The 15,087-nt window shown below is 64.0% G+C and carries 13 protein-coding genes and 1 other RNA gene; 3 read left to right on the plus strand and 11 right to left on the minus strand.

Translation table 11 applies throughout. The features are described from left to right. Positions 1-115 precede the first annotated feature (115 nt). Both VFA60_02830 and VFA60_02835 read right to left on the minus strand, forming a co-directional pair. Entirely contained in the window at positions 116-1,057 is a 942-nt protein-coding gene (locus VFA60_02830; protein ID HZQ90707.1) for a branched-chain amino acid transaminase, read from the minus strand. Between the two features lie 266 nt (positions 1,058-1,323). After that, entirely contained in the window at positions 1,324-2,793 is a 1,470-nt protein-coding gene (locus VFA60_02835; GenBank protein HZQ90708.1) for a putative glycoside hydrolase, read from the minus strand. A 321-nt stretch (positions 2,794-3,114) separates the two neighbouring features. Here VFA60_02835 and VFA60_02840 point away from each other — a divergent pair, with 321 nt between their 5' ends. Beyond that, a complete protein-coding gene (locus VFA60_02840; GenBank protein HZQ90709.1) occupies positions 3,115-4,281 on the plus strand; it encodes an AAA family ATPase in 1,167 nt (388 codons plus the stop codon). A gap of 156 nt (positions 4,282-4,437) precedes the next feature. Next, on the plus strand, positions 4,438-5,841 hold the full coding sequence (locus VFA60_02845) for a M48 family metallopeptidase (GenBank protein ID HZQ90710.1): 1,404 nt from the start codon (positions 4,438-4,440) through the stop codon (positions 5,839-5,841). Between the two features lie 201 nt (positions 5,842-6,042). Here VFA60_02845 and VFA60_02850 read toward each other — a convergent pair whose 3' ends face one another. Together VFA60_02850 and VFA60_02855 are read right to left on the minus strand one after the other, a co-directional pair. Then, a complete protein-coding gene (locus VFA60_02850; GenBank protein HZQ90711.1) occupies positions 6,043-6,627 on the minus strand; it encodes a GTPase domain-containing protein in 585 nt (194 codons plus the stop codon). 256 nt (positions 6,628-6,883) lie between these two features. Beyond that, complete coding sequence (locus VFA60_02855; GenBank protein HZQ90712.1) at positions 6,884-8,191, minus strand: VWA domain-containing protein; 1,308 nt, start codon at positions 8,189-8,191, stop codon at positions 6,884-6,886. A gap of 247 nt (positions 8,192-8,438) precedes the next feature. Here VFA60_02855 and VFA60_02860 point away from each other — a divergent pair, with 247 nt between their 5' ends. After that, positions 8,439-9,341: a VWA domain-containing protein gene (locus VFA60_02860; protein HZQ90713.1), complete on the plus strand. Its 903-nt coding sequence runs from the start codon at positions 8,439-8,441 to the stop codon at positions 9,339-9,341. Positions 9,342-9,442: 101 nt separating this feature from the next. Here VFA60_02860 and VFA60_02865 read toward each other — a convergent pair whose 3' ends face one another. The 7 genes from VFA60_02865 to VFA60_02895 all read right to left on the minus strand — a co-directional run bounded on the left by VFA60_02865 (position 9,443) and on the right by VFA60_02895 (position 14,927). After that, complete coding sequence (locus tag VFA60_02865) at positions 9,443-10,615, minus strand: VWA domain-containing protein (protein ID HZQ90714.1); 1,173 nt, start codon at positions 10,613-10,615, stop codon at positions 9,443-9,445. A gap of 33 nt (positions 10,616-10,648) precedes the next feature. Next, a complete protein-coding gene (locus VFA60_02870) occupies positions 10,649-11,659 on the minus strand; it encodes an RluA family pseudouridine synthase (GenBank protein ID HZQ90715.1) in 1,011 nt (336 codons plus the stop codon). 125 nt (positions 11,660-11,784) lie between these two features. Beyond that, positions 11,785-12,594 carry a prolipoprotein diacylglyceryl transferase gene (gene lgt / locus VFA60_02875; protein ID HZQ90716.1) on the minus strand — a complete coding sequence of 270 codons (810 nt, stop codon included), beginning with the start codon at positions 12,592-12,594 and terminating at the stop codon, positions 11,785-11,787. 183 nt (positions 12,595-12,777) lie between these two features. Continuing rightward, positions 12,778-13,827: a methyltransferase gene (locus VFA60_02880; GenBank protein HZQ90717.1), complete on the minus strand. Its 1,050-nt coding sequence runs from the start codon at positions 13,825-13,827 to the stop codon at positions 12,778-12,780. A gap of 74 nt (positions 13,828-13,901) precedes the next feature. Beyond that, a non-coding RNA gene (ssrS, locus tag VFA60_02885) (6S RNA) lies at positions 13,902-14,093 on the minus strand. Positions 14,094-14,291: 198 nt separating this feature from the next. After that, positions 14,292-14,594 (minus strand): cell division protein ZapA, encoded by a 303-nt coding sequence (locus VFA60_02890; protein HZQ90718.1) that lies wholly within the window; start codon positions 14,592-14,594, stop codon positions 14,292-14,294. A gap of 30 nt (positions 14,595-14,624) precedes the next feature. Further along, positions 14,625-14,927 carry a hypothetical protein gene (locus VFA60_02895; GenBank protein HZQ90719.1) on the minus strand — a complete coding sequence of 101 codons (303 nt, stop codon included), beginning with the start codon at positions 14,925-14,927 and terminating at the stop codon, positions 14,625-14,627. Between the last annotated feature and the right edge of the window lie 160 nt (positions 14,928-15,087).

The following is a 15,087-nucleotide window of genomic DNA, read 5'->3' on the forward strand; positions in this document are numbered from 1 at the left end:
GATCCTTCGACCCGCCCCTCGCAAGCGCGGGACCGCCCAGTGTGACAGCAAAAAACGAGGGCGGGCCGCTAGGCTCGCCCTCTCTCTCTGTGACTCTGTGTCTCGGTGGTAGGTGTCAAACGCCCACCGGTTGCTTCACCGGCACGCGTGTGAACCAGCCGAAGCGGTCGGGCAGCGTGCCGTTCACCAGTCCGTAGAACTCACCCTGGATCCTCTTTGTGATGGGGCCGAGCGCGCCGTTGCCCACGCTGATCTTGTCCACCGAGCGGATCGGTGTGATCTCCGCCGCCGTGCCGCTGAAGAACACCTCGTCGGAGATGTAGAGCATCTCGCGCGGGATCATCTGCTCCACGACCGGAATGCCGAGGTCGCGCGCGATGCGGATCACCGTGTCGCGCGTGATGCCGGGCAGCACCGAGTTGCCCAGCGGCGCGGTGTAGATCGTGCCCTGGCGAACGATGAACAGGTTTTCGCCCGAGCCCTCGCTGACGAAGCCGTTCACGTCGAGCGCGATGCCCTCGACATATCCGTTCATGATGGCTTCCATCTTGATGAGCTGCGAGTTCATGTAATTCGCGCCGCTCTTGGCGATGGCCGGCAGCGTGTTGGGCGCAATGCGCGTCCAGGAGGAGACGCACACGTCCACGCCCTCGGTGGCGTCCGAGCCCAGGTACTTGCCCCACGCGTAGTTGGCGATGTAGACCTCGGTCGGCGAGTTGAACGGGTTCACGCCCGCCTGGCCGTAGCCGCGCAGAATGATCGGCCGGATGTACGACGGCCACACTCGGTTCACGCCGATCAGCTCGACCAGCGCCGCCACCAGTTCGTCGCGCGTGAAGTCCACGTCAATGCGGTAGATCTTGGCGGAGTCGAGCAGGCGCTGAATGTGCTCCTGCGCGCGGAAAATCGCCGGGCCGGCGGGCTGCGAGTAGCAGCGGATCCCTTCGAACACCGACGAGCCGTAGTTCACCACGTGCGACATCACGTGGATCTTTGCGTCGTCCCAGGGAATGAGCTTCCCGTTGTGCCAGATCTTTTCCGATTTCGTGATCGCCATGCCGGCTCCTTAAGCACTCCTGGTCGGTGGGCAAAACCGGGCCGCGTTCCGCAAATTCAGATGCCGGGTGCGACAGAGCGGAACCGAAAAATTATAACCGAGAGGGCAAGGGAACTCAGGATTGATCCGGCTGCGGCGATTGAATATGCAGGCGTAACGTGAATCCGTGCCGCGCCACCGGCTGACTCATCCCTGCTTAACTACGGTTGCCGGGCAGGTAGGGGCCCCTCGCTGCGCTCGGGACCTAAACACAAACACCGACGTGCTCAGTGCGAGGCGCTGGGCGTCGCGGTGTTGGAAGGACCGGGCAGTTCGTCGCCCTTGAAATACTTTCCCGAAGCCAGCCGCATCTCCTGCATCGCCAGCAGCGGTTTGGGATAACTGTTCTGCGCGTTCCAGAACTGGAAGCCGACGCCGCCATGCTCGCGCGCCGTTCGCACCTGCGTGATCACATAGTCCACGCTGTAGGTTTTGGTGCGCCATGCGAAGGCCTGCAGCCACGGGCGCAGCACCACATTGCTCCCCGAGGTGACCTTGCGGAAGCGGTCCATCGATTCGGAGATGAAGTGCTCGGGCGCGTCGCCGGGATTGGCGTAGCCCTCCATGTTGAAGAAGTGCGAGGGATAGATCATGGGCGCCATGATATCGCAGTGGCGCGCCAGTTCCGCCACGTCCTGGCCGGTCTGCGCCAGGTCTTCTTTTTCCTGCCATGCCATGATGCCGAAAACGTCGAGCGAGAGCGCTACGCCGGCCGCGTGCAGCGCCACGTAGCCGCGCTTCACGAAGTCGGTGATCACGTCGGCGCGGCGCCACGTGGGATGTTCGGTGAAAAAGGCGAAGACAGCGTCCTTCTGATCGCCTTCGGCAGGGAAGCGCACGTAGTCGAATTGCACTTCATCCGCGCCCGATGCCGCCACGTATTTCGCCAGCGCCAGGTTGTACTCCTGCACGGCGCGGTTGGAGCTGTCGGTCCAAACCAGCTTGCCGTTTTCCGTCCACGGCTGGCCGGATTTCTTGGAGCGCACCGCCAGCTCGGGATGTTCGGTCACCAGGCGCTCGTCGCGGAAGAGCGCGATGCGCGCAATCGCGCGCATGTTCTGCCGGTGCAGATAGCGGACGTACTTGGGCAGGTTCGGAATCGCGGCGTGCGTTTTTCCGGCCAGCGCGTGTTCGAAGGGAACGTTCAGAATGCCGTCCGCGTCCTTGATGTCGAACACCACGGCGTTGCCGCCGGCTTCGCGCCAGCGCCGCACGACGTCGAGGCCCAGGCGGCTGCCGGCCATCGTTCCCGTCAGGTAAATGGCGCGGACTTCGAAGTCCCGCGCCGCCGGGAGCGGCTTCTCGGCGATGGGCGCCGTTTCGTACCCGGGCACCACCACTTGCTGGCCCGGCCTCAGGAAAGTCGCGCGCTCGAGGTGGTTGGCCGAGCGCAGCGCCGCCTCCAGCTCGGCGCGCGTCATGTACTCGGTTTGCGGCCACAGCCGCCGCACCACGTCGGTGATTCGCTCGCCTGAGGCGGACGTGTAGACATATCCCGCTGGGGTCAGGGCCGGCTTTCCCGCCACAGCCGTCCCCGAGGCCGGGACATCAGCCTTCGCCTTGGCAGGCGTGCTCCAACCCGCCTCAGACGACGCAGAGGGCAGAAGCAGGGCGTTGGCGCCCCATACCAGCAGCGAGCAAATCGCGAGGGTTACGGCGGAGATTACGAGAGGACGAGACCCGGGTCGGCAAAGCATTCCCCCAACTCTTTCAGAGCGCCTGAATCGCGATACTAGCACGCCACGCCCGGGCCGGGGTCCCGCCGGCGCCGCCGGGCATCTAGTCCAGCAACTCTGTTGGCTTGGAACCCGGTTCGGGCCCGCGAGTTTTCCACAGCAGAAGTGAATTTCACTCGCGTTCGTGGTCGCATCGGCCCGCGCGTTGCATCTAATCAGTGTGTATGGATTGTGCTCGGCTGTGCGTGATTACAACTCCGGCAGCCGCTTGTCCATCACATGAGCAGTCTGTCCAGGTCTCTGCGTGAGCGTGGACGGGGGTCCCCGATCGGAAGGGGAGATATGAAAACCGGTCTGAATACCGCGCTCGATCCGAACCGCCGCAGTGGCGATGCCCAGGATTTCGAGACCGCGCTCCGCCGCCGCATCGTCGGCCAGGAACAGGCGATTGAGAAGGTGGTGGAGATCTACCAGATGTTTCTGGCGGGGCTGAACCCGCCGAACCGTCCCGTGGGCAACCTGCTGTTTCTCGGACCCACCGGTTCGGGCAAGACGCGCGTGGTCGAGTCAATCGCCGAGGCGCTGTTTTCCGACCCGCGCGCCTGCATCAAGATTGACTGCGCCGAGTTCCAGCACAGCCACGAGATCGCCAAGCTGATCGGCTCGCCGCCGGGCTACCTTGGCCACCGCGAGACGCACCCGCTGCTCACCCAGGAAGCGCTCAACCAGTGGCACACCGACCGGCTCAAGCTCTCGATCCTGCTGTTCGACGAAATCGAGAAAGCTTCCGACGCGCTCTGGCAGCTCCTGCTCGGCATTCTCGACAAGGCCACGCTCACGCTCGGCGACAACCGCCGCGTGGACCTGAGCCAGTGCCTGATCGTGATGACCTCGAACCTGGGCGCGGGCGAGATGAGCGAACTGGTGAACGGCGGACTCGGCTTCGCCAGCAAGCCCAGCGAAGTGGACAACTCGCTCGACGACAAAATCGCGCGCACGGCGCAGGAATCGGCGCGGCGCAAGTTCTCGCCCGAGTTCATGAACCGCATCGACAAGGTCGTGGTCTTCAAGACGCTCCGCCCCGAGCACCTGGAGCAGATCCTGGAGATCGAGCTTGGCATGGTGCAGCAGCGCATCCTGCAGGCCACCGGCAACAACCAGTTCGTCTTCAGCTGCACGTCGCGCGTGAAGCGCCACCTGCTCGACGAAGGCACCGACGCGCGCTACGGCGCGCGCCACCTGAAGCGCGCCATCGAGCGTCACATCGTGTTCCCGCTCGCCAACCTGGTCGCCACCGGCCAGGTCAAATTGGGCGACTTCGTGAAGATTGACATGAGCCCCGAGGGGCGCATGGTCTTCGTGAAGGAAGCCGAAGGGGCGCTGGTGCCGGTGCTGCTCGAGAAGTACGGCGCCGAGTTTGCCGTGTCGGCCGCCGGTGCCCGCGCCGGCAAGAGCGCCGGTCGCAGCCGCGAGTTCGGAGCGTCATCCTCGACGGTGGACCATAAGTAGCTTGTTTCGACAGACTGCCTGCCAGGCTGTAGCGGCGGGCGCGCTTGTTCGCCGGCTTTCTCTGGCCCCAACCGCCAGCTCCGGCATCTAAACTCCGTAGGGCTTCTGTTACGTTATTAGGCCGTTCGGCGTGCCTCGGCACGCGCAGGAGGACGCATGACTTCCAATCTGACCCGCCGTCTGATGGCGCTGGCGTTGGTCGCCGTGATGGCTGCGCCCCAGCTCTTGCTGGCCGCCACCAGCTCGGGGATCGCCTTTCCCCAGCCGCACTCGGCGATGTTCGTCTCCCGCGACCAGGAGATCCAGCTCGGCCAGCAGGCGGCGCAGGAGGCACGAAAGCAGTATCCCGTCCTTCCCGATAACGACCCGCTCACGCAGTACCTGCGCTACGTGGCGTCGCGGCTGGTGCCCAACGTGCCCGAACCGCGCTACCCGTACGAGTTCCACATGATCAACCAGAAGGACATCAACGCCTTCGCCCTGCCGGGAGGGCCGGTGTTCGTCAACGTGGGCGCTCTGCAGGCGGCCGACAACGAGGCCGAGTTCGCCGGCGTGGTGGCGCACGAGATGTCGCACGTGTACATGCGCCATGGCGCAGCCATGGCCAGCAAGGCGATGATGGCGCAACTCCCTCTCGGCGTGCTCGGCGCGGTGCTGGGCAGCGGAACGGGCGCGTCGCTGGCGCGCATCGCCGGCTCGCTGTTCGCCAACGGCCTGCTGCTGCGCTACTCGCGCGACGCCGAAAGCGAGGCTGACGCCGTGGGCGCCCGGCTCATGTACCTGGCCGGTTGGAACCCAAGGGCCATGGCCGACTTCTTCACCAAGCTCGAGCAGGAAGGCGGCGCGCGCGGTCCCCAGTTCCTCAGCGATCACCCCAATCCAGGCAATCGTGCCGGCGCCATCCAGAAGCTGGTGGCGACTTTTCCGCCTCGCTCCTCATTCCAGGGGGATAGCTCGCAATTCCGCCAGGCCAAGCAGATTGCCATGGGCCGCAGGCCGCTGACGGCCGAGCAGGTCGCGCAGCAGCAGAAGCAGGGCGGACAGGGCGCCATTGGCCAGGTCACGCGCGACGAAATCCGGCCCAGCGACCAGATGCAGGCCCTGAATCACAGCGCATTCACGGTTTCGTATCCCTCGAACTGGAAGGTAAGTGGCGACCAAAACTCGGGCGTGACGATTTTCCCGGAAGCGGGTGTGTCGCAGAGTGCAATTGCGTACGGAGTGATCATCAACGGTTACGATCCCGAGTCACGCGATCTCGATGGCGGTTTGCACGAGCTGGAGGCGCAGCTCAGGCAATCGAACCCTGACCTGCGCGTCGTCACCAGCGACGAAAACATTCGCGTGAACGGCGTTCCGGGCAAGTCGGTCGAGATGATCGGGCCCTCGCCAGTCACCGGCCCCAACAATCAGCCCTTGCGCGAGCGCGACTGGATGGTCGCCTTCCAGCGCGGCAACGGCAGCCTGGTCTATATCGTCTTCATTTCGCCGGAAAACGACTTCAATGCTCTGCGCCCGACCTACGAAAAGATGCTGAGGTCGTTCAAGCTGAAGCAGTGAATCATTGAAAGTGGATAGTGAAGAGACCGCCTCCTGGGTGAGCGAGGTCGCGGCAGGCCGGCGCCGACCGGTTCATGACCGACGACAAGTCGCTATGCGGGAAGATGATCGAGGGAATCAGGTTTATTGCGGGAATTGATACCGACTTGTTCTGATCGGTGACGAAATTCAAGGCCGTGCCCAAGCGGCACTTCCCGACGGTCAACCCTTCTTCAGTTCCACCAACACCTGGCGCGCCACTTCCTTCAGCGTCTCAAACACGCCGGTGCCCTGGAACGCGACGGCTTCGAACACCGGCTCGCCGCGCTTTACCAGCTCCTTCTTGAGCGAGTCCACGGTCATGATGTTAGGCAGGTCGCGCTTATTGAGCTGGAGCACGTACGGAATCTTGCTGAAGTCGTAGCCGTGCTCCTTCAGGTTTTCCTGGAGATTGTCGAGCGCTTCCAGGTTCGCGTCCATGCGGTCTTCCTGCGAATCGGCCACGAAGACCACGCCGTCCACGCCCCGCAGGATCAGCTTGCGGCTGGCGTCGTAGAAAACCTGCCCCGGGACGGTATAGAGGTGGAATCGCGTCTTGAAGCCCCGCACCGTGCCCAGGTCCAGCGGCAGGAAATCGAAGAACAGCGTGCGGTCCGTCTCGGTGGCGAGTGAGATCATCTTGCTCTTCTGCTGGGCGGCTGTCTTATCGAAGATGTGTTGCAGGTTCGTGGTCTTGCCGCCCAGGCCGGCGCCGTAATAAACGATCTTGCAGTTGATCTCGCGCGCCGCAAAATTGATAAAGCTCACGGATGCGTTCTCAGTTCTCGGTCTTCAGTCCTCGGCTGGACACTGGGAACCCGCCAACCGAGCCCCTGAAACCGCGGGGATGGCCGCGATCCAGGCAGGCACTGACCTGTTCGGGCTGTCGGGGTGTTATATCACAACCGAAGTTGCCGGTTGCCAGTTGCCGGCCGTCAAGCAGAAAGCCGATAGGGCATGGCCGGATGACAGACGGTCCGGCTTTCGGAAGCCCATTCAAGACGGGCCATTGGACCGGCAACCGCTACTTCCGCTGCGGCGGCAGCGGGTAGTACCCGTCGCGGGCGAAGACTTTCAGGTTCGGCCGCCGCACCACGACTTCGATCTGCCGATAGTTGCTGGCCGCGGTGGCGCGCGCCGTGTACCCCAGCGTGTACTGGTTGCGCGCCTCCAGCGTGGCGCGCTGGTACGCCGCTTCGATCGCCTGCCGGTTGAGTTCGGCAATCACGTCGCCGCCTGTCGCCGAGGCGTACTTGGGCAGCAGGTTGGCGTAGCCCATGCCGGGCACGCGAACTTTCTGCAGGCTGCCATACACCGGCGCGGCTGACTGGCCCACGTTGACGGCGTACACGGAAATCTCGTGCGAGAGGAGCACCTTCAGCACGTCGGAGTAGCTGGCGTTGCTGCCGCGCTCCCGGCCTTCCGAGATCACGAAGATCATGCGCCGCCGCGTGCGCTCCCGCGCCGAAAGATCGTTGGCCGCCGCCAGGATGGCGTCGTTCAGCACGCGTGGTTCCTCGCGCGCGATTTCCACGATGGGAGCATTCGGATCCACCGGTTTGCCGTTGATCGTCGGCGAGCTGTTCAGCGGACCGCCCGCAACCGCGAAGCCGCCCTGCCGTCCGGTCCGGCGCGAACCGTCATCGCGATAGCGCAGCCGCCGGATGGCCTCGTCAATCCGCTTCTGGGCGCTGCTGAAGTCGGAAAGCCGCTCCACCGAGCTGCCGAAGGTGTAGAACGAAATCTCGTCATACTGGCTGAACGCGCCGGAAAGCGCGGGCAGCGTTTCCTGCACCTTGTTGAGGGTCAGGTCGCTCATCCCGGTGTCGAGCAGGACGGCCACCGAAAGCGGGAACGGGTCGCTGGTGAAAAGCTGCAGCGTGACCGGCGCGCCGTCTTCGAAGACGCTGAAATCGCGCTTCACCAGGCCTGCGACCAGGTGTCCGCCCGAATCCTTCACCGTCACCGGAACCAGCACGAAGTTCACGTTTGTCGAAATGGTGAAGTCGCCGGCGCCCGGCGGCGGCGCCGCGGAGGGGCGCGACGGCGGTCCAACATCGGTCCCTGGATTCTCCGAGGTCGGCGCCGGCGGCGGCTGCGAAGACGACGTGCCCGCTGAGCCCGGCGTGTTGTTACCCGGCGGCGGCGGCAGCTGCGGCTGGGGCGCGTCGGGAAGCTGCGTCTGCTGCGCGGCAGAAGACGAAGACGACGAGGCTGCCGGCTGCTTCGGGGCCGCCGTTGAGCGCGGACCGTTTTGCGTGAACGTGGGCTGACGGCTCGACGACGGCGCATCCGGCGGCGGGACCTGCTGCGCCATTCCAGCCAGGGCCACAATCAGCAACACCGCTGCGCATCCTGCAAGTAAAACTCTCATCCGCGTTCTTCTCTCAAGGGCGTCAGCGCGCCAACAAACAAAAACTGTATAGTAGGGGTCCAGCATCCAACATTATAACGGCTGCGTTTCCGTCTTTATGTCGTTGTCTTCCCGCTGTATTGCTCTCCCGCTTGCGTTTGCGTTGCTGTTCTCCGCCGCGTCGGCCCAGGCCCCGTCGAAGCCCCCGCTTTCAGACGATCAGGCGATGGAAACCTTGCGCCTCGACGTCAACGTGGTCAACCTCTTCTTCAACGTCAAGGACAAGCGCGGCGCGCTCGTTCCCGGCCTCACGCGCGACGACTTCAAGATCCTGGAAGACGGCCAGCCTCAGACCATCAAGTACTTCAGCGCTGAGAGCAATCAGCCGCTCACGCTTGGGATCCTGGTGGACACCAGCGCCAGCCAGCAGCGTGTTTTGCCGATGGAGCAGGAAGTCAGCGCCGAGTTCCTGCGCGAAGTGATCCGCGAAAAGGACCTCGCCTTCCTGGTGAGCTTCGACGTGAACATCGACCTGATGCGTGACTTCACCAGCTCACCCAGGGAGCTGGCCCAAGCGCTCAGCAGGCTGAAGATCAACACGGGCGGAGGAGGCGGCGGCCTGCCCGGCATGGGCGGCGGGCCTGTGCCGGTCTCGCGTCCTCGCGGGACCCTGCTTTACGACGCCATCTTTGCCGCTTCGCGCGAGCAACTCGCGCGCGAGGTGGGGCGCAAGGCGATGATCATCTTCACCGACGGAGAAGATCAGGGCAGCCAGGAGACCATCAACAGCGCTGTTGAGGCGGCCCAGAAGGCTGACGCCGTCTGCTACGTCATCCTCATCGCCGACCGTGGATTTTACGGGGGCGTTGGCTACGGCGGCGATCGCGCCATGCGCCTGCTCACCGAGCAGACCGGCGGCCGCATGATCGATGTCGGCAGCAGCCGCAACAAGCTTCAGGAAGCGTTCAGCCAGATTTCCGCCGAGCTGCGCACCCAGTACAGCATCGGCTATACCCCCACCAACAACAAGCGCGATGGCACCTTCCGCAAAGTGGAAGTCCGCACCGTCAGGAAGGATTACCGCGTGCAGAACCGCTCCGGCTACTACGCGCCGCTGCCGCAGAGCTGAACTTGGTGATTGGGCGCACTGGTGATTCGGCGATTTAGGGCAGCTCTGTTTCGTGATTTTCAAAATCACTCAATCACGAAATCGCCAAATCACGAAATGAGCTACTGCCGTGGCGCGAAGTAGCCTTTGCGCGCGCGCACCTTCAGGCCTTTGTTCGCTGCCATGATCTCGATCGAGCGGTAGCGTCCGTCGCTGCGGAAGTCCGCCGGACGATAGGCGATGGCGTACTGGCTGCGCAGCTCGTCCTGAACGGCGCTGAAGAAGTTGGCGATGTCTTCCACTTTGAATGGGAAGAAAGCGCGTCCGCCGGTGGCTTCGGCAATGCGCTCCAGCACCTTGTCGCCGCGCAGCTTCATGCCGCTCACGTTGGTGCTGATGGCGTAAACGATCACCTCGGCGCGCTGCGCCATCTCGATGGCTTCTTCGCGGGTCACGCGGCTCTGGTTGTCCTCGCCGTCGGTCAGCAAAATGATGGCGCGGCGCACCGGCATCCCGGGATTGATCTTGCCCAGCTTGTCGCGGCACGCGTAGTAGATCGCGTCGTACAGCGCCGTGCCGCCGCCGGGGCGAAGCTCACGCACGCCGTGCGAGAGCTTTTCCGTGTCGTCGGTGAAGTCCTGCGTGACTTCGGCGGTGGTGTCGAAGCCGAGCACGAACGCGCGGTCGCTCTTGGGCCGGACGATCTGCGCCAGGAACTCGATGGCCGCCTCCTGCTCGAACTTGAAGCGGTCGCGGATGGAGTTCGACGCGTCCACCAGCAGGCCCACGCGCAGCGGCAGGTCGGTTTCGCTGCGGAAGTTCACCACCGTTTGCGGCGGCTTGTTGTCGTCGAGCACGGAGACGTCGGCGGCCTTCAGGTTCTTGACGAAGTGCCCGTGCTTGTCGGTGACGGTGAAGATCACGTTCACTTCGTCCACGCGCGACCGGATGGTGATGTTGCTGTTTTCCGCGTCGCCGCCACCGGCGGTTGTCGCCGGCTGCGCCGCGCCGCGGTTCTCCGGTTCCGCCGCGTCCGATGAGGCCGGCGCAGCCGCCGGCTTAGACGCCGTGGCCTGGCTTGCGCCGTTTTCCGGCGAGGCCGCGGGAGCGGTCGCGGCCGGCGCTGGCCCGGCCGCTTGCGGTTGCGGCGCCGGCGGAGGCGGCGGCACAGGCTTGGGCGCCTTGGCGGCTGATGGGGCCGAGGGCAGCTCGTCCGCCGGCGGGTTCGTCTGTGGCTGTTGTGCCCAGCACGTCACCGCCAGCGCGGCGCAAACAATGAGTACAGGAATTCGCATCGAAATCCAATTATAGCCCCTCGCCGCACGGCCTCAGCGGGCCGACTGGTTGGGCAACAGCAGGCCAAGGAACTCCTCCAGCTCTGCCGGTAGGGGCCGGCGAAATGACAACGCGGCGCGCGTGCGTGGATGTTTAAGTTCGATGGCCGCGGCGTGCAAAAAGTTTCTCGCCAGGGCCAATGAGTCCGCCCTCGTGACGCTTCCCGGCGTCTTCTCGCCATGATACTTAATTACGCGCGGCGCCCCGTAAAGCGTGTCGCCCACCACCGGATGTCCGAGCGACGACATGTGCACCCGAATCTGGTGCGTGCGCCCGGTCTCGATCTTCACCTCCAGCAGCGAAAAGCGGCCGTAGGGAGACTCGATCTTCTTCAGCGCGCGCCAGTGACTGATCGCGTCGCGTCCCTCGCGGCGCCGCGTGGTCATTCGCGTGCGGCGGATGCGGTCGCGGCTGATGGCGCTCTCCACCGTGCCGCTCTCGCGCTGCATCCAGCCGTGCACCAGCGCCAGGTAGGTCTTGTGCACTTCGCGCCGGGAAAACTGCTCCGCCAGCTTGCGATGCGCCGCATCGTTCTTCGCGACCACCATCAGCCCGCTGGTTTGCCGGTCGAGCCGGTGCACAATGCCGGGCCGGGTTTCGCCACCCTGCTGCGAAAGCGACGCGAACCGATGCAGCAGGGCATTGACCAGCGTGCCGCGGTTGCGTGCGTCGTCGGTTGCGCCCGCGCCGGCGTGCACCATCATGCCCGCCGGCTTGTTGACGATGGCCAGATCATCGTCCTCATAGACCACATCGAGTGGGATTTGTTCCGCCACGGCGCGAAGCGGCGGCGTTTTTGGCTCGCCAAGCACACGCACGTCTTCGCCGCCGCGCAGGCGCATCGAGGCACGCGCCACCTCGCCGTTCACCTGCACAAGCTCCTGCTTGATGAGCTGTTGCACCCGTGCCCGGCTCACGTCGCCCAGTTGCGCCACCAGGAACTGGTCGAGGCGCCTGCCTTTATCTTCGGGACACGCCTGGAATGTACGGGTGGCGTCAGACACGGAAGGATTCTAGAGGGAAACCCAGCACTCGGCGGTCAGCAATCAGCACCCAGCCATTGAACACTCGGTCACCTCAGGCAAGTCACGGAATGTGCACGGGCTGCTGGCCGCTGCGTGCTGACTGCTTAACGCGCGGCAGTGACGGCAGCCGGCCGCTCGATGCTCCGCACCCCGCGCGCCCAAAGGATTCCGCCCACGATGACCAGCCCGATCGAGATCAGCTGCGTGTAGCTGAGCGCGCCGTTGAAGGCCGAGCCGCGCTCAGGATCGGCGCGCAGAAATTCCAGGAAGAAGCGCGCGATGCCGTACAGGAACATGTAGGTGCCCATGATCTGCCCGTCAAACCGTTTGCGCTTCAGCAGCCACCAGAGGAAGACGAAGTTGGCGCCCTCCACCAGGAACTCGTAGATCTGCGTGGGATGCATCGGAATGTTGAGCGGAGTCCCTGTCCACTCGTTGGCGAGGGGATTGGTGAACGTGACGGCCCACGGCACATGCGTTTCCTTGCCGTAGCAGCAGCCGGCGGCGAAGCAGCCCAGGCGCCCGATGGCGTGTCCCAGCGCGATGCCCGGCGCGAAGATGTCGCAGGTCTTCAGCAGCGGCATACGCGTGTAGCCGATGTAGACGAAGGCCACCGCCACCGCCGCCAGCAGCCCGCCGTAGAAGACGCCGCCGGCCTGCAACGTCGCCAGCGTGAAGATGGACTTGGGGTGCTCGGTGTAGTAGTGCCAGTCGTTAATCACCATCAGGACCTTGGCCCCGATGATGCCCGCCAGCACGCCGATGATCCCCAAATTCCAGGCCTTGTCGGGATCAACGCCCTCGCGCCGTGCGCCACGCACCACCACGCTGAGGCCTGCGATCATTCCCAGCGCGGCCATCACGCCGTAAGTCGGCAGGCTGAAATTTCCGAGATGAAAAAGGCGGGGGAACATGCTCAATTGGATGCGCGCGGCATGCCTGCCGCCTCACGCGTCGCTGCGCTGATTTTATCAGCCTTGACGTGCAAGCACTCAGCAGTCGGCGCCCAGCATTCAGCCCCTGCACATTCGCTGGCCCTTTGCAGGATTGCCCGGACGTTCAGGGACTGAGTGCTGACTGCTGAGTGCTGACGGCTGCTACTTCGCCACCGCCTCCACCACGCACACAGGTGACTTGGTCGGCACCACGCGCGTCATTCGGAATCCGGAGCGGTCGAACAGCGACGCAAACTCGGCTTCCGTGCGCTCGCGCCCGCCGGGGAGCATGAACATCTCCAGGTCGAGCAGCTTGGCGAAGTGGGGCTCGCTGCCGGAAGAGAGCACCGCCTCGATCAGCATCACCTTGCCGGGCTTGCGCGAACCCATCGCAGTGCGGATGTTCTTCAGGATGGTGATTGCCTTCTCGTCGTCCCAGTCGTGGATGATGTGCTTCATCACGTACGCGTCGCCGCTGGGCACCGCCTTGAAGAAATCGCCGGAGGCGCGCTCGCAGCGGTTTTCCACCCCGCACGCCGCAATGCGCTCGGTCGCGCCCGCCACCACGTGCTCCAGGTCGAACAGGATGCCCTTCATGCCGGGATACTTCTGCAGAATGGATGTGAGGATGAAGCCGTGACCACCCGCCACGTCCACCAGCGTCCCGATGCCGCTGAAGTCGTAGGCCTCGAGCACGGCAGGCGCCATCATGGCGCTGAACGCCGTCATCGCCTGGTTGAAAACGGCGCCTTCCTCGTGGTCGCGCTCCAGCACTTCAAAGCACTCGCCGCCGAAGACGCGCTGACAAACCGTGTTGCCGCTCTTCACCGCGTACAGCATCTCGCCGTAGGCGTCGAAATGAAATTTGTCGGCCATCCACACGACCATGTCGTAAACGGCGTCGCGCTTCTGCGTGTCGAGCGGGGAGCTGATGTCATTGTTGGCGAACTTGCGTGGCGCCACTTCGCTGAAGATCCCAGCCGAGACTAGCGCGCGCAGCACGCGGTATAGCCGGTCCTCGTTCGCTCCGGTCGAGCGCGCCAGCTCCCCGGTTGTCTTCGGACCCGACGCCAGGTGGTCCGCCACTCTCAGCTTCGCCGCCACATACAGCGCTTGCGACAGCATGTACCCCAGCGCCGTCTGCAGCAGCCGTTCCTGCGGCGTGGATTGTGGCGGAGCTTTCCGGTCAGCGGGCAAAGGCTGAGCAGACATGAGCAATCCTCCATGAAAGTACAAAAAGACTTGGAGCGCGCCGGCGGCCCGCGGCGCTCGATGGACGAAGTTAAAGCCGACCCGCGTGGCCGTGAGGTGGGCCGCTAATGAACCTTGTCGAAGACAAGGTGGGAACCCTCCGCAGCCCTTCAGGCATCTCCGCATGACGGAGCATCGCACACCAGGCTGAATCGAGTCGGGCCCCCGCGTTATTTGAATGTTGGTTCAAATAACGGTGACCACCAGCACCAACCTTGCAGGCCGGCTTCAGGGGGAGATGCTAAGGAAAGCCCGAGTACAACGCAAGCGAAGCGAGAAAAAAGTTGGAAGCGAAGTTGCTGAAAAGCAGCACTCAGCTTTCAGCACACAGCATTCAGCCCCGGAACATTCCGGTGAGCTGCAAACCTTTCTTACCGGACTGCGCAGGGGCTGATTGCTGATTGCTGAGTGCTGATTGCTGAGCGCTAGCCTGCCCTTCGGCACTCCTCGATCACCTTGTCCAGCGCGCCGGAGAGACTCTGGCTCCGCTGGTTGAATTCTCCGGCGATCGCATCGTACTTGCGCTTGAGCAGGTGATATTCGTCGGCGATGTTCAGCGCCGCCAGCACCGCCAGCCGCAGCGAATCCACCGTGGCGGTCTGCTCGGCGACGGCGCGCATCTTCGTATCCACGAATTCGGCCAGCCGCAGGATGTGCTCGGGATCTGTGCCGCGCAGGTTATAGGGCTGATCGTAAATTTCTACGCGAATGCTGCTGGCTTGGGCCACTCCGTTCCTCCGGGAACCGAATCTGCCGAATTATCGCCCGCCTTCGGCCGCGGTCAAGCCGTCAATCTGGTTCAGCATCTTTTCCACCCGGGCCCGTACCTCCTCGCGCTCGCGCCGCAGGCCCACCAGTTCCCGCCGCAGCGCCTCGAATTCGTGCGCCTGCTCGCGCATCTGCTCCCGCACGCGCTGCGTTTCGCGCTCCGCCGCCGCCCGCGCCTCGCGCGCCGCCTTCAGCAGCTCGATGGTCTGGTACACCTTCGCTTCCAGCGACTCAAAATCGTCGCCGCGGTTATCACGCGCGTCATCAATCTCGCGGACTGCCTTCACCGACATGATGGCCAATTCCTCGTATGAAAAATTCCAGCTGATGTGCGCAGTATAGCCAACATTCCGGAATTGCCGAAGCTAAGAAATTCGACTGCCGAACTGCGGAATTGAAACTCTTCCATCGCCGCGCGCCAGGTTTTTCAATTCGGCCATTCCGCCGTTCGGC

This window comes from Terriglobales bacterium (assembly GCA_035651995.1).
Classification (GTDB): Bacteria; Acidobacteriota; Terriglobia; order Terriglobales; family Acidobacteriaceae; genus DASRER01.

Excerpts from the sequence above, each read along its gene's own strand:
- lgt (HZQ90716.1), bottom strand. The coding sequence starts at position 12,594 with ATGTTCCCCCGCCTTTTTCATCTCGGAAATTTCAGCCTGCCGACTTAC.
- VFA60_02860 (HZQ90713.1), top strand. The coding sequence starts at position 8,439 with ATGGAAACCTTGCGCCTCGACGTCAACGTGGTCAACCTCTTCTTCAAC.
- VFA60_02895 (HZQ90719.1), bottom strand. The coding sequence starts at position 14,927 with ATGTCGGTGAAGGCAGTCCGCGAGATTGATGACGCGCGTGATAACCGC.
- VFA60_02835 (HZQ90708.1), bottom strand. The coding sequence starts at position 2,793 with ATGCTTTGCCGACCCGGGTCTCGTCCTCTCGTAATCTCCGCCGTAACC.
- VFA60_02830 (HZQ90707.1), bottom strand. The coding sequence starts at position 1,057 with ATGGCGATCACGAAATCGGAAAAGATCTGGCACAACGGGAAGCTCATT.
- VFA60_02840 (HZQ90709.1), top strand. The coding sequence starts at position 3,115 with ATGAAAACCGGTCTGAATACCGCGCTCGATCCGAACCGCCGCAGTGGC.
- VFA60_02880 (HZQ90717.1), bottom strand. The coding sequence starts at position 13,827 with ATGTCTGCTCAGCCTTTGCCCGCTGACCGGAAAGCTCCGCCACAATCC.
- VFA60_02865 (HZQ90714.1), bottom strand. The coding sequence starts at position 10,615 with ATGCGAATTCCTGTACTCATTGTTTGCGCCGCGCTGGCGGTGACGTGC.
- VFA60_02845 (HZQ90710.1), top strand. The coding sequence starts at position 4,438 with ATGACTTCCAATCTGACCCGCCGTCTGATGGCGCTGGCGTTGGTCGCC.